This window comes from Saliniradius amylolyticus (genome assembly GCF_003143555.1).
Lineage (GTDB): Bacteria > Pseudomonadota > Gammaproteobacteria > Enterobacterales > Alteromonadaceae > Saliniradius > Saliniradius amylolyticus.
Map to the genome: position 1 here is coordinate 387,474 of NZ_CP029347.1, position 20,815 is coordinate 408,288.

Consider the following 20,815-nt stretch of genomic DNA (forward strand, 5'->3'; position numbering starts at 1 on the left):
AAAGGTCTGATTTCAGGCCGAAACAACAGCGGAGCACTAAGATGATCCAAATGCAAACTAACCTGGATGTGGCCGATAACTCGGGCGCTCGCAGGGTTCAGTGTATTAAGGTTCTAGGTGGCTCGCATCGCCGTTATGCACATATCGGTGACATCATCAAAATTACCGTTAAGGAAGCAATTCCTCGCGGTAAGGTTAAAAAAGGTGACGTACTGAATGCAGTGGTGGTGCGTACTAGGAAAGGCGTTCGTCGTCCTGACGGTTCTTTGATCCGTTTTGATAACAACGCAGCAGTATTGTTGAACAACAACAATCAACCTATTGGTACGCGTATCTTTGGACCGGTAACCCGTGAGCTTCGTGGAGATAAATTCATGAAGATCATCTCACTGGCCCCTGAGGTACTATAAGGAGTCACGATAATGGCTAGAAAAATTCGTCGTGATGATGAAGTTATCGTATTGGCCGGTAAAGACAAAGGCAAAACAGGCAAAGTCCTGAAGGTGCTGACTGAAACTGACCGTCTGATCGTCGAAGGTGTGAATGTGGTGAAAAAACACCAGAAGCCGAACCCTCACATGGGGGAAGCGGGTGGCATCATCGAGAAAGAAGCATCCATTCACGTATCTAATGTTGCGATCGTTAACCCTCAAACGGGTAAAGCGGATCGCGTTGGTTTCCGCGTTGAAGACGGTAAGAAGGTTCGCTTCTTAAAGTCGAGCGGTGACTTAGTTTAATAATTGGAGAGAACGATGGCGAAACTGCATGATTTCTATAAAGAAACAGTAGTGGCAGAACTTGCGAAGCAGTTCGGTTACAAAAGCGTCATGCAAGTCCCTCGGATTGAGAAAATCACCCTGAACATGGGTCTGGGTGAGGCTGTAGCGGATAAAAAGGTGTTGGAAAACGCCACTGCTGATATGCAGGCAATTGCTGGTCAAAAGCCGGTAGTTACCGTTGCACGTAAGTCTGTAGCGGGTTTTAAAATCCGTGAAGGCTATCCGATTGGCTGTAAAGTAACCCTACGTGGCGAGCGTATGTGGGAGTTCCTGGAGCGTTTGATTTCAATCGCTATCCCGCGTATCCGTGACTTCCGTGGTCTCAGTGCGAAATCTTTCGACGGCCGTGGAAACTATAGCATGGGTGTTCGTGAGCAAATTATCTTCCCTGAAATCGACTTCGATAAAGTCGACGCAGTGCGTGGTATGGATATTACTATCACTACCAGCGCTGAGACGAATGAGGAAGGTCGCGCTCTGCTGGCTGCTTTTAACTTCCCGTTCAGAAAATAAGGTGTAGGGTTATGGCAAAACAATCAATGAAAGCACGCGAAGCGAAACGCGCCAAACTGGTCGCTAAGTACGCTGAGAAACGTGCCAATCTGAAAGCGATTATCAGCAGTGTAAACTCTTCTGACGAAGAGCGCTGGGATGCTGTAATGCAACTGCAAAAGTTACCCCGTGACTCGTCTCGTTCACGCCAGCGTAACCGTTGTCGTGTAACTGGTCGTCCCCATGGTTACCTGCGCAAGTTCGGCCTGAGCCGGATCAAGCTGCGTGAAGCAGCCATGCGTGGTGAAGTCCCTGGCCTGAAAAAAGCCAGCTGGTAAGGAGTAGCAGATATGAGCATGCAAGATCCTATCGCGGATATGTTTACCCGCATCCGTAACGGTCAGCTGGCCAGCATGGTGTCAGTGTCGATGCCTTCTTCTAAGCTGCGTACCGCAGTAGCCAAAGTGCTGAAAGATGAAGGTTACATCGCTGATTACCAGGTGTCCGGCGACGTTAAGCCAACTCTGGAAGTGACGTTGAAGTACTTCGAGGGCAAAAAAGTAATCGAAACAATTGAACGTGTGAGCCGTCCTGGTCTGCGCATCTATAAGAAAAAAGATGAGCTGCCAAAAGTATTGGGCGGTTTGGGTGTCGCGATTGTTTCTACATCCAAGGGTGTGATGACTGACCGCGCTGCGCGTAAAGCCGGCATGGGCGGTGAGATCATCGGCTATGTAGCGTAACGGAGGTATTAAGATGTCACGTGTCGCAAAAGCCCCTGTGAAGATCCTGGACGGTGTAGAAATCACTATCGCGGGACAAGAAGTCACAGTTAAAGGTAAGAACGGTACGCTGAGCGAGACTTTCAACGATCAAGTTGAACTGGTTCAGGAAGAAGGTGAATTCAAAGCCTCACCTCGCAAAGAAAGCCCTGAGTCTTGGGCCCAGGCGGGTACGGCTCGCGCCATTGTGAACAACATGGTTCACGGCGTGGCTAACGGATTCGAGAAAAAGCTGGAGCTGAATGGTGTTGGTTACCGTGCGCAAGCGCAAGGTAAAAAGCTGAACCTGACGCTGGGCTTCTCTCACCCGGTAGTTTACGAAATGCCTGAAGGTATTACCGTTGAAACTCCTAGCCAAACTGAAGTGGTTGTAAAAGGCGCTTCTAAGCATTTGGTAGGTCAGGTCGCAGCTAACATTCGTGGTTTCCGTCCACCAGAGCCTTACAAAGGTAAAGGTGTGCGTTACGCCGATGAAGTTGTGCGTCGTAAAGAAGCTAAGAAAAAGTAGGTGGGTGATACGATGGATAAGAAAGCATCTCGTTTGCGCCGCGCTACCCGCGGTCGCATGAAAATCAGAGAATTGGCAGCGCATCGTCTGGTCGTTCACCGTACACCCCGCCATATTTATGCACAGCTGATCGCCCCTACGGGTTCAGAAGTGCTGGCGGCTGCTTCAACGGTGGAAGCCGACCTGCGTAAATCGCTGAAAACGACGGGTAACGTCGAAGCAGCAACTGCTGTAGGTAAAGCGATTGCTGAGCGCGCTATCGAGAAAGGCATTAAAGACGTGTCTTTTGACCGTAGCGGTTTCAAATATCACGGTCGAGTGAAGGCATTGGCTGATGCTGCTCGCGAAGCAGGTCTTCAGTTCTAGGAGTGAGTTATGGCTAAAGTAGAAGTTCAAAACGGTGAACTGTTAGAAAAGCTGATTGCCGTAAATCGTGTATCAAAAGTCGTTAAAGGTGGTCGCATCTTTAGCTTCACCGCACTGACTGTAGTGGGTGATGGCAATGGTCGCGTTGGCTTTGGCTATGGTAAAGCGCGGGAAGTTCCTGCCGCTATCCAGAAAGCAATGGAGCGTGCACGTCGTAATCAGGTTTCTGTAACCCTGAAAGGCACCACGCTGCAGCACGCCGTAAAAGGGCGTCATTCTGGTTCCAAAGTTTATATGCAACCTGCTTCTGAAGGTACGGGTATCATCGCCGGTGGTGCGATGCGTGCGGTACTGGAAGTGGCTGGCGTGCATGACGTACTGTCAAAATGTTACGGCTCCACCAACCCGATGAACGTGGTTCGTGCGACTATCAAGGCTCTTCAGGATATGAAGGCGCCTCAGGATGTTGCCGCGAAGCGTGGTCTGTCCGTCGAAGAGATTTTGGGGTAATTGAACATGGCTAAAACGATCAAAGTAAAGCAAACCAAGAGCGCTATCGCTCGTTTGCCCAAGCACAAAGCCACTTTGACTGGCTTGGGCTTGCGTCGCATTGGTCATGTTCGTGAATTGGAAGATACTCCAGCAGTTCGCGGCATGATCAATAAAGTAAACTACATGGTTGAGATCGTGGAGGAGTAATCATGCGTTTGAATACTATTGCTCCTGCACCAGGAGCCAAAAATACAGCTAAGCGTGTCGGTCGTGGTATCGGCTCTGGCTTAGGCAAAACCGGTGGCCGTGGCCACAAAGGTCAAAAATCTCGTTCTGGCGGCACTGTGAAGCCTGGTTTCGAGGGTGGCCAAATGCCTATCCAGCGTCGTCTGCCTAAGTTCGGCTTCACCTCGCGTAAGTCTTTCGTTACCGATCAGGTAACCCTGACTGAGATCACTAAAGTGGACGGTGATGTTGCATCACTGGAAACGTTGAAAGCGGCTGGCATCGTGCGTAAGCACGTCGAGTTCGTGAAAGTGATCAAAAGCGGTGAAGCGGCTCGTGCAGTGACCGTAAGTGGCTTAAAGGTAACCAAAGGCGCTCGTGAAGCAATCGAAGCCGCTGGCGGTAAAGTAGAGGAATAAGCTAAATGGCTAAACCAGGACTGGAATCAGGCGCAAAAGGCGGTCTGTCTGAGCTGAAGTCAAGACTGCTGTTTGTCTTGGGTGCGATTATCGTATTCAGGCTCGGCTCTTTCGTACCTATTCCAGGTATTGACCCTGCCGTGCTGGCCGAGTTGTTCGAACAGCAAAAAGGCACCATCGTAGAAATGTTTAACATGTTCTCCGGTGGTGCGCTTGAGCGGGCGTCGGTGCTTGCCTTAGGTATCATGCCTTACATCACAGCCTCCATTATCATGCAGTTGATGACCGTAGTTCATCCGGCCATGGCGGAGCTGAAGAAAGAGGGCGAGGCAGGACGTCGTAAAATCAGTGAGTACACCCGTTACGGGACACTGGTATTGGCGACCTTCCAATCGATTGGTATTGCCACCAATCTGCCTAATCTGATGCAAGGTTTGGTGATCAATCCTGGTTTCGGCTTTTACTTTACGGCCGTGGTGAGTCTGGTCACCGGCACCATGTTTTTGATGTGGTTAGGTGAGCAGATTACGGAACGAGGTATCGGTAACGGTATCTCGATCCTGATTTTTGCGGGTATTGTCGCCGGTCTGCCGACGGCATTAGGTCAGACATTCGAACAAGCCAGACAGGGCGACCTGAATCTGCTGTTCTTGTTGTTGATCGGTGTCATTGTCATCGCCGTGACCTACTTTGTGGTATTTGTGGAACGTGGCCAACGTCGAATCGTGGTCAACTATGCTAAGCGTCAGCAGGGCCGTAAGGTGTTTGCCGCGCAAAGCACCCATCTACCGCTTAAGGTTAATATGGCAGGTGTTATTCCACCGATCTTCGCATCCAGCATCATTCTGTTTCCCGGAACACTGGCAAGCTGGTTCGGCCAAAATGAGTCCATGTCCTGGTTGCAGGATGTGTCACTGATGTTGTCCCCTGGCCAGCCACTCTATGTGATGTTGTACGCAGCAACCATTATCTTCTTCTGTTTCTTCTACACCGCGTTGGTGTTTAACCCTCGCGAGACGGCAGATAACCTGAAGAAGTCTGGTGCTTTTGTTCCCGGTATTCGTCCCGGTGAGCAAACGTCGCGATACATCGATAAAGTGATGACTCGTCTGACACTGGCTGGTGCGCTTTACATTACCTTTATTTGTTTGGTGCCCGAATTCATGATGATCGCCTGGAACGTTCAGTTCTACTTTGGCGGCACATCACTGCTGATTATCGTAGTGGTTATCATGGACTTTATGGCACAGGTGCAGACTCATTTGATGTCCCATCAATATGATTCTGTTCTCAAAAAAGCCAACCTGAAAGGCTACGGCCGGTAAGTTGGTCAGAAACGGAGTGACGAAATGAAAGTTCGTGCATCTGTAAAGAAGATCTGCCGTAACTGTAAGATCATCAAGCGCAACGGTGTTGTGCGTGTGATCTGTACCGAAGCTAAGCATAAGCAACGGCAGGGTTAAGAAAGCGGCTCAGTTTTTGAGCTAAATTTGCAATTTTGACGTCGCCTAAGTATCCTAACGGGCTTTTTAGGTCGACGACAATTCTAACTTAGAGGAGTGCTGTTAGTGGCCCGTATCGCTGGCATTAACATCCCTGAACACAAGCACGCCGTCATTGCTCTGACGAGCATTTTCGGTATCGGCTCAACGCGTGCAAAGAGCATTTGTGCCGCTGCTGGTGTTGCAGAGACAACCAAGATTAAAGATCTTGATGAGAACCAAGTTGATAAGCTGCGTGAGCAAGTAGGTAAATTCACCGTTGAAGGTGATCTACGCCGCGAAGTATCAATGAGTATTAAACGTCTGATGGACCTAGGCTGTAACCGTGGTATTCGCCACCGTCGCAGTGTACCTGTTCGTGGTCAGCGCACGAAAACAAATGCGCGTACCCGTAAGGGTCCTCGTAAACCGATTAAGAAGTAAGCGGGGGTTATTATGGCAAAAGCACCAACACGCAGTACACGTAAACGCGTAAAACGCCAGGTTGCAGACGGTATGGCTCATATCCATGCGTCTTTCAACAATACAATTGTGACCATTTCAGATCGTCAGGGTAACGCTTTGGCATGGGCAACTGCGGGTGGCTCCGGCTTCCGTGGTTCTCGTAAGTCGACCCCTTTCGCTGCTCAGGTAGCAGCCGAGCGCGCTGGTACAGCGGCTCAGGAATACGGTCTGAAGAATCTGGAAGTGTTCGTTAAAGGTCCCGGTCCAGGTCGTGAATCTGCGATCCGTGCCCTGAATGCAACAGGTTACCGTATCACTAATATTACCGATGTGACCCCTATTCCTCACAACGGTTGTCGTCCACCCAAGAAACGTCGCGTATAAGCGCCGTTCAAGGACAGTTGGAGAAAGAACATGGCAAGATATTTGGGTCCTAAACTCAAACTTAGCCGTCGCGAAGGAACGGATCTGTTCCTGAAAAGCGGCGTTCGAGCTATCGATTCGAAATGTAAAATCGATAATGCGCCTGGTCAGCACGGCGCCCGTCGTGGCCGTTTGTCTGATTACGGTGTGCAGCTACGTGAAAAGCAAAAAGTACGTCGCTCTTATGGCGTACTGGAAAAGCAATTCCGTAACTACTACAAAGAAGCAGCTCGTCTGAAAGGCAACACCGGTGAAAACCTGTTGCAACTGTTGGAACAACGTCTGGACAACGTGGTTTATCGTATGGGCTTCGCCAGCACTCGTGCTGAAGCGCGTCAGTTGGTAAGCCACAAGGCCATTCTGGTAAACGGTCGCGTTGTGAACATTCCTTCTTTTAGCGTATCTGCTGAAGACGTTGTGTCTGTACGTGAGAAAGCTAAGAACCAGGCTCGCATCAGTGCGGCACTGGAACTGGCTGACCAGCGTGAGAAGCCAACTTGGATAGAGGTTGACAGCAAGAAGATGGAAGGCACGTTCAAGCGTCTTCCTGAGCGTAGCGATCTGTCTGCCGAAATTAACGAACAGCTGATCGTCGAGCTTTACAGTAAGTAAAGTTAAAGGTCAAAGAGAGGAAACAATGTCGGGTTCTGTAACTGAATTCCTTAAACCAAGGTTAGTCGAGATAGAAAACGTATCCAACACCCGTGCCAAGGTGACTCTTGAGCCCATGGAGCGTGGTTTTGGACACACACTCGGTAACGCACTGCGTCGTATTCTGCTGTCTTCTATGCCAGGTTGTGCTGTCACAGAAGTAGAAATTGACGGCGTACTGCACGAGTACACCGCCAAAGAAGGCGTGCAGGAAGACGTTATTGAAATCCTGTTGAACCTGAAAGGCTTAGCAGTAAGTCTGGAAGGCAAAGAGGAAGCGACCCTAACACTGGTTAAGTCCGGTGCAGGCCCTGTTGTTGCTGGCGATATTCAGCATGACGGTGACGTAACCATTGCTAACCCTGACCACCACATCTGTACTCTGACAGGTGATGCCTCTATCGAGATGCGCATCAAGGTGGAAATGGGACGCGGTTACGTTCCTGCATCAACCCGTCGTTCCTCTGAAGATGACGAGCGTCCGATTGGCCGCTTGTTGTTAGATGCCTCATTCAGCCCTGTAGAGCGTATCGCTTACTCCGTTGACTCTGCTCGTGTTGAGCAGCGCACCGACTTGGACAAGCTGATCATCGATATGGAAACCAATGGTACATTGGATCCAGAAGAAGCCATCCGCCGCGCCGCCACAATTTTGGCTGAGCAGTTGGATGCTTTCGTTGAACTACGCGATATCAAGGAACCAGAAGCGAAAGAAGAGAAGCCGGAGTTTGATCCGATTCTGCTTCGCCCAGTAGATGATCTGGAGCTTACGGTCCGCTCTGCAAACTGTCTGAAAGCAGAAGCTATCCAGTATATCGGTGACCTGGTGCAACGCACCGAAGTTGAATTGCTGAAAACGCCTAACTTAGGTAAGAAGTCTCTCACAGAAATCAAAGACGTCTTGGCGTCTCGTGGTTTGTCTCTGGGCATGCGCCTGGAGAACTGGCCACCAGAGAGTCTGGTTGAGAAAGACTAATCAGGTCGCAAGTTAAACTGATTTGATAAGAAGGAAAGAACCATGCGCCATCGTAAGAGTGGTCGTCAGTTAAATCGTAACAGCAGCCATCGTCAAGCGATGTTTCGCAATATGGCCGGTTCTTTGGTGAAACACGAAATCATCAAAACAACCCTGCCAAAGGCGAAAGAGTTGCGTCGCGTTATTGAGCCGCTTATCACCCTTGCTAAGCAAGACAGTGTTGCTAATCGCCGTCTGGCGTTCGCCCGCACTGGTGATAAAGAAGTGGTTGGTAAACTATTCACTGACTTAGGTCCTCGTTATAGCGAGCGTCCTGGTGGGTATGTCCGCATCTTAAAATGCGGCTACCGTACCGGTGACAAAGCTCCTATGGCCTACATTGAGTTTGTTGACCGTCCAGTAGAAGCGGAAGAAGTAACCGAAGAAGCTGCAGCTGAATAAGCTGACACAAAAGTATAAAAAAGCCGGGTATAACCCGGCTTTTTTTTGTCTGAAATGCAGCTTGGCAGACTAACCGTCAAGCTGTTCGTGATAGATTTTTAATTATTAGACAGCATGACCGTTAACTGTTCTTGAGACATACCATTTTTCAGGCCCAGCTCTCGGAGTTGCTCTTTACTGATACCGACACTGCGAGCGCTTTCAAAAACACGTTTTAATTCATCATCGTTATTTTCATAGTGGTGGATAGCCGCACTCATTACGGTTTCAGCACTAGCGGGGTGTGCGGCCAGCAATGCCTCGACAACGTACTCACCCACAATCGGTACGGCGTTCAGGGCCGACACCATGATTTCCATGAGTCGATTGGGCTGTGCTTTGGCCACCGAGCGAACAATAGCATCAGCGGATTGAGGTTCGGTTTGTACCGCGACCCGAATAATATCATCCAACTGCTCTGGACTAGAGTTGGCAGCGGCGTTTACTACAAAATCTACGTAACTGGGTTCGGCTTTGATCGCAGTTTCGACGATCTCAACACACTCGGTGATGCCCTTGTCGATAGCAATCTGCACCACGTCATGAGTGAGTGCCGGTTGTGCTGAGATGGCGGCGTGGATGATCTCCTTGTATTTTTCCGGATACATATCCAGAGCGGTACCGACGATGATTTCAACATCTTCAGGGTAGTGACTTACAACGTTTCGGACACCATGTCCAACCGAAGCTGAGCGCTCTATTTGAGACTCTAAGAATTGAGCTGTTTTTGTGTCGATACTCTGGGGAGTCCTTTCCTGAGTAAGGCCGAGTAGGCTTAAACAACAGCAGGTTACCAAAACCGGGAGTTGCAGCTTCATTAAATAGGACCTTTCAGGTTACTTCTGTCAGCTTTAAGACCTTATGTAAGCTAACAAGTTCAAAATTAACAAAATAGTAACCTATTTAAACAGAAAATAACCGATTGGTGCAAATATGTGCAAAAGAACCCTGTAATGATAAAAAATATCAAAAACCACTTGCAGGATAAGCGGGGAGCTGTAGAATGCGCCGCACTTCGACGGGACAGCCACTAACGGCGCCGCAGCAGGACGCGAATCGAAGTTGCTGAAGAGGCATTTAAGCGCTTCAGCGAGACAGGGAAAGGCAAGCAACTTTTTAAATAAAAATGCTTGACAGTCGATGGGGTTGGCGTAGAATGCGCATCCCGCTTCAGGGCAAGCCAAGCTTGGATTTGAAGCGAAATGTTCTTTAACAATTTGCAACGAGACAATCTGTGTGGGCACTCGTTAAAAGAGTGTCAGCCAAAGATATTCATGATTATTTAATTGAAGAGTTTGATCATGGCTCAGATTGAACGCTGGCGGCAGGCCTAACACATGCAAGTCGAGCGGTAACAGAGAGAAGCTTGCTTCTCTGCTGACGAGCGGCGGACGGGTGAGTAATGCTTGGGGATCTGCCCGGTAGAGGGGGACAACCACTGGAAACGGTGGCTAATACCGCATAACGTCTACGGACCAAAGAGGGCTTAGGCTCTCGCTACCGGATGAACCCAAGTGAGATTAGCTAGATGGTGAGGTAAGAGCTCACCATGGCGACGATCTCTAGCTGTTTTGAGAGGAAGGACAGCCACACTGGGACTGAGACACGGCCCAGACTCCTACGGGAGGCAGCAGTGGGGAATATTGGACAATGGGGGCAACCCTGATCCAGCCATGCCGCGTGTGTGAAGAAGGCCTTCGGGTTGTAAAGCACTTTCAGTGATGAGGAAGGATGTGTAGTTAATACCTGCACATATTGACGTTAGTCACAGAAGAAGCACCGGCTAACTCCGTGCCAGCAGCCGCGGTAATACGGAGGGTGCGAGCGTTAATCGGAATTACTGGGCGTAAAGCGCACGCAGGCGGTTTGTTAAGCTAGATGTGAAAGCCCCGGGCTCAACCTGGGAGGGTCATTTAGAACTGGCAGACTAGAGTCTTGGAGAGGGGAGTGGAATTCCAGGTGTAGCGGTGAAATGCGTAGAGATCTGGAGGAACATCAGTGGCGAAGGCGACTCCCTGGCCAAAGACTGACGCTCAGGTGCGAAAGCGTGGGTAGCGAACAGGATTAGATACCCTGGTAGTCCACGCCGTAAACGCTGTCTACTAGCTGTTTGCGACTATAGGTTGTGAGTAGCGAAGCTAACGCGCTAAGTAGACCGCCTGGGGAGTACGGCCGCAAGGTTAAAACTCAAATGAATTGACGGGGGCCCGCACAAGCGGTGGAGCATGTGGTTTAATTCGATGCAACGCGAAGAACCTTACCTACACTTGACATGCAGAGAACTTTCCAGAGATGGATTGGTGCCTTCGGGAACTCTGACACAGGTGCTGCATGGCTGTCGTCAGCTCGTGTCGTGAGATGTTGGGTTAAGTCCCGCAACGAGCGCAACCCTTGTCCTTAGTTGCCAGCATTAAGTTGGGCACTCTAAGGAGACTGCCGGTGACAAACCGGAGGAAGGTGGGGACGACGTCAAGTCATCATGGCCCTTACGTGTAGGGCTACACACGTGCTACAATGGTTGGTACAGAGGGAAGCGAGAGCGCGAGCTGGAGCGGATCCCTTAAAGCCAATCGTAGTCCGGATTGGAGTCTGCAACTCGACTCCATGAAGTCGGAATCGCTAGTAATCGCAGGTCAGAATACTGCGGTGAATACGTTCCCGGGCCTTGTACACACCGCCCGTCACACCATGGGAGTGGGATGCAAAAGAAGTGGTTAGCCTAACTTCGGAGGGCGATCACCACTTTGTGTTCCATGACTGGGGTGAAGTCGTAACAAGGTAACCGTAGGGGAACCTGCGGTTGGATCACCTCCTTACGAAATGCTGACATCTTTTGATGCAGTGCCTACACAGATTGTTTTGTTGCAAAGAGAAAGAGTATAGCGAGGGGCTATAGCTCAGCTGGGAGAGCGCCTGCCTTGCACGCAGGAGGTCAGCAGTTCGATCCTGCTTAGCTCCACCATAGGCTTGTAGCTCAGCTGGTTAGAGCGCACCCCTGATAAGGGTGAGGTCGGCAGTTCAAGTCTGCCCAAGCCTACCACATATTCGCTATTCTGCGTTGTCGCACAGCTCACGTACTGATTGTACGCTACGCTGCACGACGCCTTGACTAGCAAATATGTCCGCGAATCGCTATACAGAAATACTTATGAATACTGACTGACAGTCATTATTGATAAGTGTTTCGACACTTAATGTTCTTTAACAATTTGGCAAGCTGATATTTAAATCAATCAAGCGAAGTAATCTAGACGTCGTCTGGTATTGCTTTATCTGATGATTAGCGCGTTACTGACTGTACGATTCTGACGTTATTTGGGGTTGTATGGTTAAGTGACAAAGCGTATACGGTGGATGCCTAGGCAGTTAGAGGCGATGAAGGACGTGTAAGTCTGCGAAAAGCTGTGGTGAGCTGACAAAATGCATTATTAGCCACAGATGTCCGAATGGGGAAACCCACCTCTTTAGAGGTATCTCATGTTGAATCTATAGGCATGAGAGGCGAACCGGGAGAACTGAAACATCTAAGTACCCCGAGGAAAAGAAATCAACCGAGATTCCCTTAGTAGCGGCGAGCGAACGGGGATTAGCCCTTAAGTTATCAGTGCGTTAGTGGAAGGCTCTGGAAAGTGCCGCGATACAGGGTGACAGCCCCGTACACTAAAACAATCTGATAGTGAAATCGAGTAGGTCGGGACACGTGTTATCTTGACTGAATATGGGGGGACCATCCTCCAAGGCTAAATACTCCTAACTGACCGATAGTGAACCAGTACCGTGAGGGAAAGGCGAAAAGAACCCCAGTGAGGGGAGTGAAATAGAACCTGAAACCGTATACGTACAATCAGTGGGAGCCTACTTGTTAGGTGACTGCGTACCTTTTGTATAATGGGTCAGCGACTTATATTTGGTAGCAAGGTTAACCGTTTAGGGGAGCCGTAGCGAAAGCGAGTGTTAACTGCGCGTCTAGTTGCCAGGTATAGACCCGAAACCCGGTGATCTAGCCATGAGCAGGTTGAAGGTTGAGTAACATCAACTGGAGGACCGAACCCACATCTGTTGAAAAAGATGGGGATGACTTGTGGCTGGGGGTGAAAGGCCAATCAAACCGGGAGATAGCTGGTTCTCCCCGAAAGCTATTTAGGTAGCGCCTCGGATGAATACCTACGGGGGTAGAGCACTGTTTGGGCTAGGGGGTCATCCCGACTTACCAACCCCATGCAAACTCCGAATACCGTAGAGTACTATCCGGGAGACACACGGCGGGTGCTAACGTCCGTCGTGGAGAGGGAAACAACCCAGACCGCCAGCTAAGGTCCCCAAGTACTAGTTAAGTGGGAAACGATGTGGGAAGGCACAGACAGCTAGGAGGTTGGCTTAGAAGCAGCCACCCTTTAAAGAAAGCGTAATAGCTCACTAGTCGAGTCGGCCTGCGCGGAAGATGTAACGGGGCTAAAACTAGTCACCGAAGCTGCGGCAGCATGTTTACATGCTGGGTAGGGGAGCGTTGTGTAAGTGGCTGAAGGTGCATCGAGAGGTGTGCTGGACATATCACAAGTGCGAATGCTGACATGAGTAACGATAATGGGGGTGAAAAACCCCCACGCCGGAAGACCAAGGTTTCCTGTCCCATGCTAATCAGGGCAGGGTAAGTCGGCCCCTAAGGCGAGGCAGAAATGCGTAGTCGATGGGAAACGGGTTAATATTCCCGTACTTGTATTATCAGCGAAGGGGGGACGGAGAAGGCTATGTGAGCATGGCGTTGGTTGTCCATGTGAAAGTGCGTAGGCTGGAATCTTAGGCAAATCCGGGATTCTAAGGCCGAGACACGAGACGAGACTCCAAGGAGTTGAAGTCACAGATGCCCCGCTTCCAGGAAAAGCCTCTAAGCATATGATAATACGAACCGTACCCCAAACCGACACAGGTGGTCAGGTAGAGAATACTAAGGCGCTTGAGAGAACTCGGGTGAAGGAACTCGGCAAAATAGTACCGTAACTTCGGGAGAAGGTACGCCGCTGTTTGTGATGGGACTTGCTCCCTAAGCAGATGGCGGTCGCAGTGACCAGGTGGCTGGGACTGTTTATTAAAAACACAGTACTGTGCTAACGCGTAAGCGGACGTATACGGTATGACACCTGCCCGGTGCCGGAAGGTTAATTGATGGGGTTAGCGTATGCGAAGCTCTTGATCGAAGCCCCGGTAAACGGCGGCCGTAACTATAACGGTCCTAAGGTAGCGAAATTCCTTGTCGGGTAAGTTCCGACCTGCACGAATGGTGTAACCATGGCCACGCTGTCTCCACCCGAGACTCAGTGAAATTGAAATCGCCGTGAAGATGCGGTGTACCCGCGGCTAGACGGAAAGACCCCGTGAACCTTTACTACAGCTTGGCACTGAACATTGAACCTACATGTGTAGGATAGGTGGGAGGCTTTGAAGCATTGTCGCCAGATGATGTGGAGCCAACCTTGAAATACCACCCTTGTATGTTTGATGTTCTAACGTTGGTCCCTTATCGGGATTGCGGACAGTGTCTGGTGGGTAGTTTGACTGGGGCGGTCTCCTCCCAAAGAGTAACGGAGGAGCACGAAGGTTGGCTAATCCTGGTCGGACATCAGGAGGTTAGTGTAATGGCATAAGCCAGCTTAACTGCGAGACAGACACGTCGAGCAGGTACGAAAGTAGGTCATAGTGATCCGGTGGTTCTGTATGGAAGGGCCATCGCTCAACGGATAAAAGGTACTCCGGGGATAACAGGCTGATACCGCCCAAGAGTTCATATCGACGGCGGTGTTTGGCACCTCGATGTCGGCTCATCACATCCTGGGGCTGAAGTCGGTCCCAAGGGTATGGCTGTTCGCCATTTAAAGTGGTACGCGAGCTGGGTTTAGAACGTCGTGAGACAGTTCGGTCCCTATCTGCCGTGGGCGCTGGATGATTGAGAGGGGCTGCTCCTAGTACGAGAGGACCGGAGTGGACGAACCGCTGGTGTTCGGGTTGTCATGCCAATGGCACTGCCCGGTAGCTACGTTCGGAATCGATAACCGCTGAAAGCATCTAAGCGGGAAGCGAGCCTCGAGATGAGTCATCCCTAGAGCTTAAGCTCTCTAAAGGGTCGTTCAAGACCAGGACGTTGATAGGCGGGATGTGTAAGCGTTGTAAGGCGTTGAGCTAACCCGTACTAATTGCCCGTGAGGCTTAACCATACAACGCCCAAGTGACGTTAAAACAGTAAGTAACGCGCATCAGAGCAATACCAAGACAGACAGATTACCGATTTAAAGACAGCTTGCTCAAATTGTTCACAGTTTATGCCTGGCGGCAATAGCAATACGGAACCACCTGATTCCATTCCGAACTCAGAAGTGAAACGTATTAGCGGCGATGGTAGTGTGGGGTCTCCCCATGTGAGAGTAGCACACCGCCAGGCTTCTAATTCAAATAGAAAAGCCCTTCTCGAAAGAGAGGGGCTTTTTTATTTGCATCAATAGTATTCGGGTGTGCACTCGAACATGGAATGTGACAAATTCGTCGGGAACGAATTTGAACGTCGGAGCTACGCGACGACGGCCCGAAGGGCGTAGCGCAGGATTGCGCGGAGTAAAGTAGCACACCGCCAGGCTTCTATTCCTGAAGAAGGGCTATCCGAAAGGATGGCCCTTTTTTATTGCCTGTAAATCACCCTCATCACTCGCACAAACATCCGCAGGCGGATAGCCCCTCTTCAGCAATGCACTGACGCGCAATCACATGGGACCCAACCCATCGCACTGGCAAGGGTATCGTATTCTAACGGCCATCAGTCATCTGTCATTCGTCCATGAAGCCGCCTCCAGGTCGGCCGTCACGACAACGGCTCCTGCGTTGTTCTAATGACCCATATCCATGTGGGCCATACACTCTCATGCTGACGTAGGTCTGCATCTCCATGGGTATGACGAAAGGCTCCGGGCCGGGGGATATGTTCCGCCAGTTAACATGGTGAAGGTAAATAAATAGTAAAGTTGGGCTGTGGTGCTCGATCTTAACCTTCCGCTTCCTTACACTTAGGCTTCCGAATTCCTAAGGGTTGTTAGCGTTGTTCGATCTTTCTCAGTTACATACGTTTGGTTTGTCGGCAAAAGCCAGAAACCTTGTCCATTGGCGCGATGACTCTCGCTTGCTTATCGATCGGGATGAGCCACATTATATTTTGGCTGGCGGCAGTAATACGGTGTTTGTGGACGATTTTGACGGGACTCTCATATGCGTGGAAGGGCAGGGAGTATCGGTTACTGAGACAGACACAGACTATGTGGTGACAGCCCAGGCTGGTGAGAACTGGCATGACTTGGTTTGCGCGCTATTAGCGAAAGGGATTGATGGTCTAGAGAACCTGGCCCTGATACCTGGCACCGTGGGCGCCGCACCGATACAGAATATCGGCGCCTATGGCAGAGAGTTGTCCGAGTTTTGTCAGTCGGTCGACGTACGAGACAAATTTACCGGGGAAGAGCTGCAGTTGACTCGCCGCGAATGCCAGTTTGGCTATCGGGATAGCTTCTTTAAGCGCCCCGAAGGTCAGAATTTACTGGTACGGTCGGTTACGCTCGCATTACCAAAAACATGGCGGCCAGAGCTCTCCTATGGTGCATTGACCGATTTATCGAAAGACTGCACTGCACAACAAATCTGCGAGGCTGTGATTAATATTCGCTCTGCCAAACTACCTGACCCCGAGAAGATAGGTAATGCCGGCAGCTTCTTTAAGAACCCCGTCATTGAGGCGGATCATTACGATAAGTTGTTGGCGGACTTTCCTGCAATGCCTGGCCACCCGTTATCGGATGGCCGAATAAAAGTCCCCGCGGCTTTTCTTATCGATAAGCTTGGTTATAAAGGTTATGAGAGGGAGGGAATTGGCTGCCACGCAAGTCAGCCTTTAGTGCTGTTTAATACCGGAGAAGGCTCTGGTCAGGCGCTGCTTAATATGGCACGGGAGATTCGTGATGCCGTATATAAAAGGTTCGCCATTCAACTGCACAACGAAGTCCGACTGGTTGGCCGGACCGGCCTGGTTGAGTTATGAGCCTATCCGTAGAACAGCGTCGCTCAACGTTAGTAGCGCGGCTGGCCGACGGTCAGTTTCATTCCGGTGAGTCTCTCGGTAGGGCGTTGGGAGTCTCCAGAGCGGCTGTGAACAAGCATATTCAGGCTCTGACGGCGCTAGGGTTAGATGTGTATAAAGTAACAGGGAAGGGTTATCGCCTAAGTGGTCCTTTGACTCTTTTGGAGGAGAGTCAATTAGCCACACATCGTCAAGCCATTTTGGGTGCGCCTGTCAAAGTCATGAATGTGGTGGACTCTACAAACACCCAATTAAAATGTGACCAGGAACTGCATTATTCAGGGGCTGTCTGTGTGGCTCAGGCTCAGACGGCAGGTAGAGGCCGAATGGGTAGGCAATGGCTATCGCCGTTTGGTGCCAATCTTTACTTGTCCATGTTCTGGTGCTTTGGAGGCGGTTATTCAGCGTTGCAAGGCCTGAGTCTGATGGTGGGGCTCGTTGTCAGCGAGGCCCTTGATGAACTTGGCTATCCCGGGACTAAGTTAAAATGGCCGAATGACGTTTATCTTGAGGGTAAAAAGCTAGGCGGCATTTTAATCGAGGTAGAAGGGCAAATGAACGATGAGTGTCAGGCGGTTATCGGGTTAGGCCTGAATCTGGATATGCCGGATAACGTTGCTATGGGTATCGACCAGCCATGGACCGACTTAACACGCGAATTTGGGCAAGAAGTGGATAAGAACCGTTTGGCAGCAAGAATTATCGACAGACTTCATGAGGGGGTACTTCGTTTCGAAGAACAGGGATTAACCCCTTTCCAAGAACGCTGGAATAAACGTGATCATTTTGCTGGTCAGTCGGTGAGAATGCTCTGTGGTAAACAGGAATTCCAGGGAATATGTCTGGGGATTAACCAGGACGGTGCCTTGATTCTGGATACTAAAGCCGGCCAGAAGACGTTTTTTGGGGGAGAGGTCAGTGTCCGTCCCCTATAGTGCCTTACTACTGGACGTGGGTAACAGCAGGACAAAAGCGGCGGTCCTGCAGAAGGAGCGCATTATCATGCTGGGCCCTGTTAGTGATGAAGATATTGGTCAACTTATCGCAAAGAGCCAGTCAATGGTGCTGGCCGCAGTTGGCAATCCGTTGTTAACCGACTGGATCAGAAAGGAAGCTCAACGACGTCGAGTACAATGTATTGAAGCAAGGGTTACCGCTAAAGCTTTTGGCATTAGCTGCGCTTATGAGAGCCCAAGCGCGCTTGGTATAGACCGCTGGCTAGCCATATTAGGTGCAGGGTGTGGGCGCCATCGCGCGTATGCGGTGATTGACTATGGTACCGCGATCACCTGTGATTTTGTGGATGCGGAAAGAAATCATCTGGGAGGATGGATTTTGCCAGGGGTCAACAGTATGCGCGGTGCATTGGTGCAGACTACGCAGAATGTCGCAGCTCGGAAGACAGGGTGGAGTCGTATGGAAGTGGGGCAAAACACCATGGATTGTGTTGATGCTGGTTGCTTATCGGCGGCGCAGGGGATTATTTATCAAGCAAGAGAGTTTTGCCGACGTCATTTTGCCGACTTCGAGGTGATTCTTTGCGGGGGGGATGCAGAGCAGTTCTGGCGTAAGAACCCAGACGTATGTGACTTTCAGCCCGATCTTATTTTTAAAGGGATGGCTCTGTTTATGCCTGAGAAGCAGGCATAAAGCTACAAAAACAGGCTGTGCTGGGTGCAATTTGAGCAATCGGGCCGAAAAACCGTTTTTTTTTATCTTTGACTCTTGCAAGTGGCGGAAGGCTTCTCTAGAATTCGCACCCACTTGATGAGACGCCGGCTTAGCTCAGTAGGTAGAGCAACTGACTTGTAATCAGTAGGTCGCCAGTTCGACTCCGGCAGCCGGCACCATCATCAAAACAATTTGGAGGGGTTCCCGAGTGGCCAAAGGGATCAGACTGTAAATCTGACGGCTCAGCCTTCGCAGGTTCGAATCCTGCCCCCTCCACCATATTTTAAATGCGAGTAGCACACTTGCATTGGGTACACAGGTCAGTAACAGCGTTCCTGTTGCCCGCCAAGTTCTTGGGATGAGGTGGCCTCAAGAGATAAAGGAACGCGGGCATCGTATAATGGCTATTACCTCAGCCTTCCAAGCTGATGATGCGGGTTCGATTCCCGCTGCCCGCTCCAAATTATGTGCTGATATAGCTCAGTTGGTAGAGCGCACCCTTGGTAAGGGTGAGGTCGGCAGTTCAAATCTGCCTATCAGCACCACTTCTCTCTCCCCCCAGCTCATTCTACTTATGGTCTATCTTTTAGTGTATTAACCTTCGCTGGGGTAACGAAAATGGCAAAAGAAAAGTTTGAACGTACGAAACCGCACGTAAACGTCGGTACAATTGGTCACGTAGACCACGGTAAAACCACACTGACAGCGGCTATTACCACGGTATTGGCCAAGACCTACGGTGGTTCAGCCCAGGCATTCGATCAAATCGACAACGCGCCTGAAGAGAAAGACCGTGGTATCACCATCTCTACCTCACACGTAGAGTATGACACGCCAAACCGTCACTACGCACACGTAGACTGCCCGGGGCACGCTGACTATGTTAAAAACATGATCACTGGTGCTGCGCAGATGGACGGCGCGATTCTGGTAGTAGCGGCCACCGATGGTCCTATGCCTCAGACTCGTGAGCACATCCTGCTGGGTCGTCAGGTAGGCGTACCTTCTATCATCGTATTCATGAACAAGTGCGACATGGTAGACGATGAAGAGCTGCTAGAGTTGGTAGAGATGGAAGTTCGTGAACTGCTGAGCGAATACGACTTCCCAGGCGACGACCTGCCAGTGATTCAGGGCTCTGCTCTGAAAGCATTGGAAGGCGATGCAGAGTGGGAAAAGAAAATCGTAGAGCTGGGCGAAGCACTGGATTCTTACATCCCAGAGCCAGAGCGTGACATCGACAAGCCGTTCTTGATGCCAATCGAAGACGTATTCTCAATCTCTGGTCGTGGTACTGTTGTAACCGGTCGTGTAGAGCGCGGTATCATCAACACAGGCGACGAGTGTGAGATTGTTGGTATCAAAGAAACCACCAAGACCACCATCACCGGTGTAGAGATGTTCCGCAAGATGCTGGACGAAGGCCGTGCAGGTGAGAACATTGGTGCGTTGCTGCGTGGTACTAAGCGTGACGAAGTTGAGCGTGGTCAGGTACTGTCTAAGCCTGGTTCAATCACGCCTCACACCAAGTTTGAAGCAGAAGTATACGTACTGAGCAAAGACGAAGGTGGCCGTCACACGCCATTCTTCAAAGGCTATCGTCCTCAGTTCTACTTCCGTACCACTGACGTAACTGGCGCGGTAGAGCTGCCAGAAGGCGTAGAGATGGTCATGCCAGGCGACAACCTGAAGTTTGTTGTTGAGCTGATTGCACCGATTGCGATGGACGAAGGTTTGCGCTTCGCGATTCGTGAAGGTGGCCGTACCGTTGGTGCTGGCGTAGTATCTAAGATCATCGACTAAGAGTCGGTATCATAGAGTTATCAGAAAGGCGCCTTTGGGCGCCTTTTTTGTTTACGGCCACCTGAACGATTTTGAACATCGGAGCGCAGCGACGATGGCCCGTAGGGCGAGTATCAGGATGATAGGAGTAACGTGGCCGTACCGTTGGTGCTGGCGTAGTATCTAAGATTATCGACTGAGAGTCGGTATCATAGAGCTCTCAGAAAGGCGCCTTTGCGCGCCTTTTTTGTGTCTGCTGCTAATACAGTCGCTTTTGCTCTGGAGCCTGTGGGTCAACTAGTTACTTCTTATGCTCAATGACCTGATCACCACGACTGTGAAGCTGCTTCTTGTTACGAATGTGAGCAAAGGGGTCATCGCCCTGAGAGGGACCTTTCTCCTTGCGACGGGATGCGGTATCTCTGATCTCAGAATGAGACGGTCGCTTAAATGTGGTGGAGCGACTCGTTTTATGTAAGCTCAGTGTGGCGATCCAAAGGGCAATGATCAGAAGGTAAAGCAACCATTTCACGACAAACGACCAGCCTATGTTGGCTGTTTGCCCGGTTTGATTCAGGTAGGCCAGGTAGTCGCTGTGAATGATGGTGACTAAAACGGTAGCAATGAATGCCGCCAGGGTGATCAGTATATTGCGCTTATAACGACGCCAAACAAACGTAATCAGGGTCAGACGTAACACGGGTTTAAACATA

At 50.4% G+C, this 20,815-nt stretch carries 24 protein-coding genes, 6 tRNA genes and 3 rRNA genes; 30 read left to right on the forward strand and 3 right to left on the reverse strand.

Features of this window, described 5'->3' with window-relative positions:
- Positions 1-41 precede the first annotated feature (41 nt).
- The 17 genes from rplN to rplQ all read left to right on the forward strand — a co-directional run bounded on the left by rplN (position 42) and on the right by rplQ (position 8,500).
- The gene (gene rplN / locus HMF8227_RS01955) at positions 42-410 is read left to right on the forward strand and encodes a 50S ribosomal protein L14 (protein WP_109338583.1); all 369 of its coding nucleotides are present in this window, start codon (positions 42-44) and stop codon (positions 408-410) included.
- 12 nt (positions 411-422) lie between these two features.
- Positions 423-737, forward strand: coding sequence for a 50S ribosomal protein L24 (rplX, locus tag HMF8227_RS01960; RefSeq protein ID WP_109338584.1), 315 nt, complete (start codon positions 423-425; stop codon positions 735-737).
- Between the two features lie 15 nt (positions 738-752).
- The gene (rplE, locus tag HMF8227_RS01965; RefSeq protein ID WP_109338585.1) at positions 753-1,292 is read left to right on the forward strand and encodes a 50S ribosomal protein L5; all 540 of its coding nucleotides are present in this window, start codon (positions 753-755) and stop codon (positions 1,290-1,292) included.
- Between the two features lie 11 nt (positions 1,293-1,303).
- Complete coding sequence (gene rpsN, locus HMF8227_RS01970; RefSeq protein ID WP_109338586.1) at positions 1,304-1,609, forward strand: 30S ribosomal protein S14; 306 nt, start codon at positions 1,304-1,306, stop codon at positions 1,607-1,609.
- Positions 1,610-1,621: 12 nt separating this feature from the next.
- Positions 1,622-2,014, forward strand: coding sequence for a 30S ribosomal protein S8 (rpsH, locus tag HMF8227_RS01975; RefSeq protein WP_109338587.1), 393 nt, complete (start codon positions 1,622-1,624; stop codon positions 2,012-2,014).
- A gap of 13 nt (positions 2,015-2,027) precedes the next feature.
- Positions 2,028-2,561, forward strand: coding sequence for a 50S ribosomal protein L6 (gene rplF / locus HMF8227_RS01980; RefSeq protein ID WP_109338588.1), 534 nt, complete (start codon positions 2,028-2,030; stop codon positions 2,559-2,561).
- A 12-nt stretch (positions 2,562-2,573) separates the two neighbouring features.
- Positions 2,574-2,927 carry a 50S ribosomal protein L18 gene (rplR, locus tag HMF8227_RS01985; RefSeq protein ID WP_109340980.1) on the forward strand — a complete coding sequence of 118 codons (354 nt, stop codon included), beginning with the start codon at positions 2,574-2,576 and terminating at the stop codon, positions 2,925-2,927.
- A gap of 9 nt (positions 2,928-2,936) precedes the next feature.
- Positions 2,937-3,437: a 30S ribosomal protein S5 gene (gene rpsE, locus HMF8227_RS01990; protein ID WP_109338589.1), complete on the forward strand. Its 501-nt coding sequence runs from the start codon at positions 2,937-2,939 to the stop codon at positions 3,435-3,437.
- 6 nt (positions 3,438-3,443) lie between these two features.
- On the forward strand, positions 3,444-3,626 hold the full coding sequence (gene rpmD / locus HMF8227_RS01995; protein ID WP_109340981.1) for a 50S ribosomal protein L30: 183 nt from the start codon (positions 3,444-3,446) through the stop codon (positions 3,624-3,626).
- Positions 3,627-3,628: 2 nt separating this feature from the next.
- Complete coding sequence (gene rplO / locus HMF8227_RS02000; RefSeq protein WP_109338590.1) at positions 3,629-4,063, forward strand: 50S ribosomal protein L15; 435 nt, start codon at positions 3,629-3,631, stop codon at positions 4,061-4,063.
- A gap of 5 nt (positions 4,064-4,068) precedes the next feature.
- Positions 4,069-5,388 (forward strand): preprotein translocase subunit SecY, encoded by a 1,320-nt coding sequence (secY, locus tag HMF8227_RS02005; RefSeq protein ID WP_109338591.1) that lies wholly within the window; start codon positions 4,069-4,071, stop codon positions 5,386-5,388.
- 24 nt (positions 5,389-5,412) lie between these two features.
- Complete coding sequence (rpmJ, locus tag HMF8227_RS02010) at positions 5,413-5,526, forward strand: 50S ribosomal protein L36 (protein WP_109338592.1); 114 nt, start codon at positions 5,413-5,415, stop codon at positions 5,524-5,526.
- A gap of 105 nt (positions 5,527-5,631) precedes the next feature.
- Positions 5,632-5,988, forward strand: a complete 357-nt coding sequence (rpsM, locus tag HMF8227_RS02015; protein ID WP_109338593.1) for a 30S ribosomal protein S13 — start codon at positions 5,632-5,634, stop codon at positions 5,986-5,988.
- 12 nt (positions 5,989-6,000) lie between these two features.
- Complete coding sequence (gene rpsK / locus HMF8227_RS02020) at positions 6,001-6,393, forward strand: 30S ribosomal protein S11 (protein ID WP_109338594.1); 393 nt, start codon at positions 6,001-6,003, stop codon at positions 6,391-6,393.
- Positions 6,394-6,423: 30 nt separating this feature from the next.
- On the forward strand, positions 6,424-7,044 hold the full coding sequence (gene rpsD, locus HMF8227_RS02025; protein WP_109338595.1) for a 30S ribosomal protein S4: 621 nt from the start codon (positions 6,424-6,426) through the stop codon (positions 7,042-7,044).
- A 25-nt stretch (positions 7,045-7,069) separates the two neighbouring features.
- Positions 7,070-8,059 carry a DNA-directed RNA polymerase subunit alpha gene (locus tag HMF8227_RS02030; RefSeq protein WP_109338596.1) on the forward strand — a complete coding sequence of 330 codons (990 nt, stop codon included), beginning with the start codon at positions 7,070-7,072 and terminating at the stop codon, positions 8,057-8,059.
- Positions 8,060-8,101: 42 nt separating this feature from the next.
- The gene (gene rplQ / locus HMF8227_RS02035; protein WP_109338597.1) at positions 8,102-8,500 is read left to right on the forward strand and encodes a 50S ribosomal protein L17; all 399 of its coding nucleotides are present in this window, start codon (positions 8,102-8,104) and stop codon (positions 8,498-8,500) included.
- Between the two features lie 98 nt (positions 8,501-8,598).
- Here the strand turns inward: rplQ and HMF8227_RS02040 are convergent, their stop codons facing one another.
- Positions 8,599-9,357, reverse strand: coding sequence for a hypothetical protein (locus tag HMF8227_RS02040; RefSeq protein ID WP_204101018.1), 759 nt, complete (start codon positions 9,355-9,357; stop codon positions 8,599-8,601).
- Between the two features lie 81 nt (positions 9,358-9,438).
- Positions 9,439-9,762 (reverse strand): hypothetical protein, encoded by a 324-nt coding sequence (locus HMF8227_RS15005; protein WP_162558458.1) that lies wholly within the window; start codon positions 9,760-9,762, stop codon positions 9,439-9,441.
- A 60-nt stretch (positions 9,763-9,822) separates the two neighbouring features.
- Here HMF8227_RS15005 and HMF8227_RS02045 point away from each other — a divergent pair.
- The 13 genes from HMF8227_RS02045 to tuf all read left to right on the forward strand — a co-directional run bounded on the left by HMF8227_RS02045 (position 9,823) and on the right by tuf (position 20,123).
- Positions 9,823-11,355 (forward strand): 16S ribosomal RNA (locus tag HMF8227_RS02045).
- 70 nt (positions 11,356-11,425) lie between these two features.
- A tRNA-Ala gene (locus HMF8227_RS02050) sits at positions 11,426-11,501 on the forward strand.
- Position 11,502: 1 nt separating this feature from the next.
- Positions 11,503-11,579: transfer RNA gene (locus HMF8227_RS02055), tRNA-Ile, on the forward strand.
- Between the two features lie 287 nt (positions 11,580-11,866).
- Positions 11,867-14,748 (forward strand): 23S ribosomal RNA (locus tag HMF8227_RS02060).
- 108 nt (positions 14,749-14,856) lie between these two features.
- Positions 14,857-14,972, forward strand: a 5S ribosomal RNA gene (gene rrf / locus HMF8227_RS02065).
- Together the 16S, 23S and 5S rRNA genes with 2 tRNA genes alongside form the textbook arrangement of a ribosomal RNA operon.
- Positions 14,973-15,620: 648 nt before the next feature.
- Positions 15,621-16,610, forward strand: a complete 990-nt coding sequence (gene murB, locus HMF8227_RS02070; protein ID WP_109338599.1) for a UDP-N-acetylmuramate dehydrogenase — start codon at positions 15,621-15,623, stop codon at positions 16,608-16,610.
- Positions 16,607-17,584 carry a bifunctional biotin--[acetyl-CoA-carboxylase] ligase/biotin operon repressor BirA gene (gene birA / locus HMF8227_RS02075; protein WP_109338600.1) on the forward strand — a complete coding sequence of 326 codons (978 nt, stop codon included), beginning with the start codon at positions 16,607-16,609 and terminating at the stop codon, positions 17,582-17,584. The genes murB and birA overlap by 4 nt, the downstream gene beginning before the upstream one ends.
- Positions 17,568-18,299, forward strand: a complete 732-nt coding sequence (locus tag HMF8227_RS02080) for a type III pantothenate kinase (protein WP_162558459.1) — start codon at positions 17,568-17,570, stop codon at positions 18,297-18,299. The genes birA and HMF8227_RS02080 overlap by 17 nt, the downstream gene beginning before the upstream one ends.
- 124 nt (positions 18,300-18,423) lie before the next feature.
- Positions 18,424-18,499: transfer RNA gene (locus HMF8227_RS02085), tRNA-Thr, on the forward strand.
- A gap of 15 nt (positions 18,500-18,514) precedes the next feature.
- Positions 18,515-18,599 (forward strand) — tRNA-Tyr (locus HMF8227_RS02090).
- Positions 18,600-18,706: 107 nt separating this feature from the next.
- A tRNA-Gly gene (locus tag HMF8227_RS02095) sits at positions 18,707-18,781 on the forward strand.
- A gap of 8 nt (positions 18,782-18,789) precedes the next feature.
- Positions 18,790-18,865, forward strand: a tRNA-Thr gene (locus HMF8227_RS02100).
- A 73-nt stretch (positions 18,866-18,938) separates the two neighbouring features.
- Positions 18,939-20,123 (forward strand): elongation factor Tu, encoded by a 1,185-nt coding sequence (gene tuf / locus HMF8227_RS02105; RefSeq protein WP_109338602.1) that lies wholly within the window; start codon positions 18,939-18,941, stop codon positions 20,121-20,123.
- A gap of 280 nt (positions 20,124-20,403) precedes the next feature.
- On the opposite strand, the gene HMF8227_RS02110 is transcribed toward tuf, so the two are convergent.
- Positions 20,404-20,814, reverse strand: a complete 411-nt coding sequence (locus HMF8227_RS02110; RefSeq protein ID WP_109338603.1) for a hypothetical protein — start codon at positions 20,812-20,814, stop codon at positions 20,404-20,406.
- Position 20,815: the final 1 nt, after the last annotated feature.

Excerpts from the sequence above, each read along its gene's own strand:
- birA (WP_109338600.1), top strand. The coding sequence starts at position 16,607 with ATGAGCCTATCCGTAGAACAGCGTCGCTCAACGTTAGTAGCGCGGCTG.
- rpmJ (WP_109338592.1), top strand. The coding sequence starts at position 5,413 with ATGAAAGTTCGTGCATCTGTAAAGAAGATCTGCCGTAACTGTAAGATC.
- HMF8227_RS02040 (WP_204101018.1), bottom strand. The coding sequence starts at position 9,357 with ATGAAGCTGCAACTCCCGGTTTTGGTAACCTGCTGTTGTTTAAGCCTA.
- rpsK (WP_109338594.1), top strand. The coding sequence starts at position 6,001 with ATGGCAAAAGCACCAACACGCAGTACACGTAAACGCGTAAAACGCCAG.
- rplN (WP_109338583.1), top strand. The coding sequence starts at position 42 with ATGATCCAAATGCAAACTAACCTGGATGTGGCCGATAACTCGGGCGCT.
- rplR (WP_109340980.1), top strand. The coding sequence starts at position 2,574 with ATGGATAAGAAAGCATCTCGTTTGCGCCGCGCTACCCGCGGTCGCATG.
- rplF (WP_109338588.1), top strand. The coding sequence starts at position 2,028 with ATGTCACGTGTCGCAAAAGCCCCTGTGAAGATCCTGGACGGTGTAGAA.
- HMF8227_RS02110 (WP_109338603.1), bottom strand. The coding sequence starts at position 20,814 with ATGTTTAAACCCGTGTTACGTCTGACCCTGATTACGTTTGTTTGGCGT.
- rplO (WP_109338590.1), top strand. The coding sequence starts at position 3,629 with ATGCGTTTGAATACTATTGCTCCTGCACCAGGAGCCAAAAATACAGCT.
- tuf (WP_109338602.1), top strand. The coding sequence starts at position 18,939 with ATGGCAAAAGAAAAGTTTGAACGTACGAAACCGCACGTAAACGTCGGT.
- rpsN (WP_109338586.1), top strand. The coding sequence starts at position 1,304 with ATGGCAAAACAATCAATGAAAGCACGCGAAGCGAAACGCGCCAAACTG.
- rpmD (WP_109340981.1), top strand. The coding sequence starts at position 3,444 with ATGGCTAAAACGATCAAAGTAAAGCAAACCAAGAGCGCTATCGCTCGT.
- HMF8227_RS02030 (WP_109338596.1), top strand. The coding sequence starts at position 7,070 with ATGTCGGGTTCTGTAACTGAATTCCTTAAACCAAGGTTAGTCGAGATA.
- rpsH (WP_109338587.1), top strand. The coding sequence starts at position 1,622 with ATGAGCATGCAAGATCCTATCGCGGATATGTTTACCCGCATCCGTAAC.
- secY (WP_109338591.1), top strand. The coding sequence starts at position 4,069 with ATGGCTAAACCAGGACTGGAATCAGGCGCAAAAGGCGGTCTGTCTGAG.
- rplQ (WP_109338597.1), top strand. The coding sequence starts at position 8,102 with ATGCGCCATCGTAAGAGTGGTCGTCAGTTAAATCGTAACAGCAGCCAT.
- rpsE (WP_109338589.1), top strand. The coding sequence starts at position 2,937 with ATGGCTAAAGTAGAAGTTCAAAACGGTGAACTGTTAGAAAAGCTGATT.
- rpsD (WP_109338595.1), top strand. The coding sequence starts at position 6,424 with ATGGCAAGATATTTGGGTCCTAAACTCAAACTTAGCCGTCGCGAAGGA.
- rplE (WP_109338585.1), top strand. The coding sequence starts at position 753 with ATGGCGAAACTGCATGATTTCTATAAAGAAACAGTAGTGGCAGAACTT.
- rplX (WP_109338584.1), top strand. The coding sequence starts at position 423 with ATGGCTAGAAAAATTCGTCGTGATGATGAAGTTATCGTATTGGCCGGT.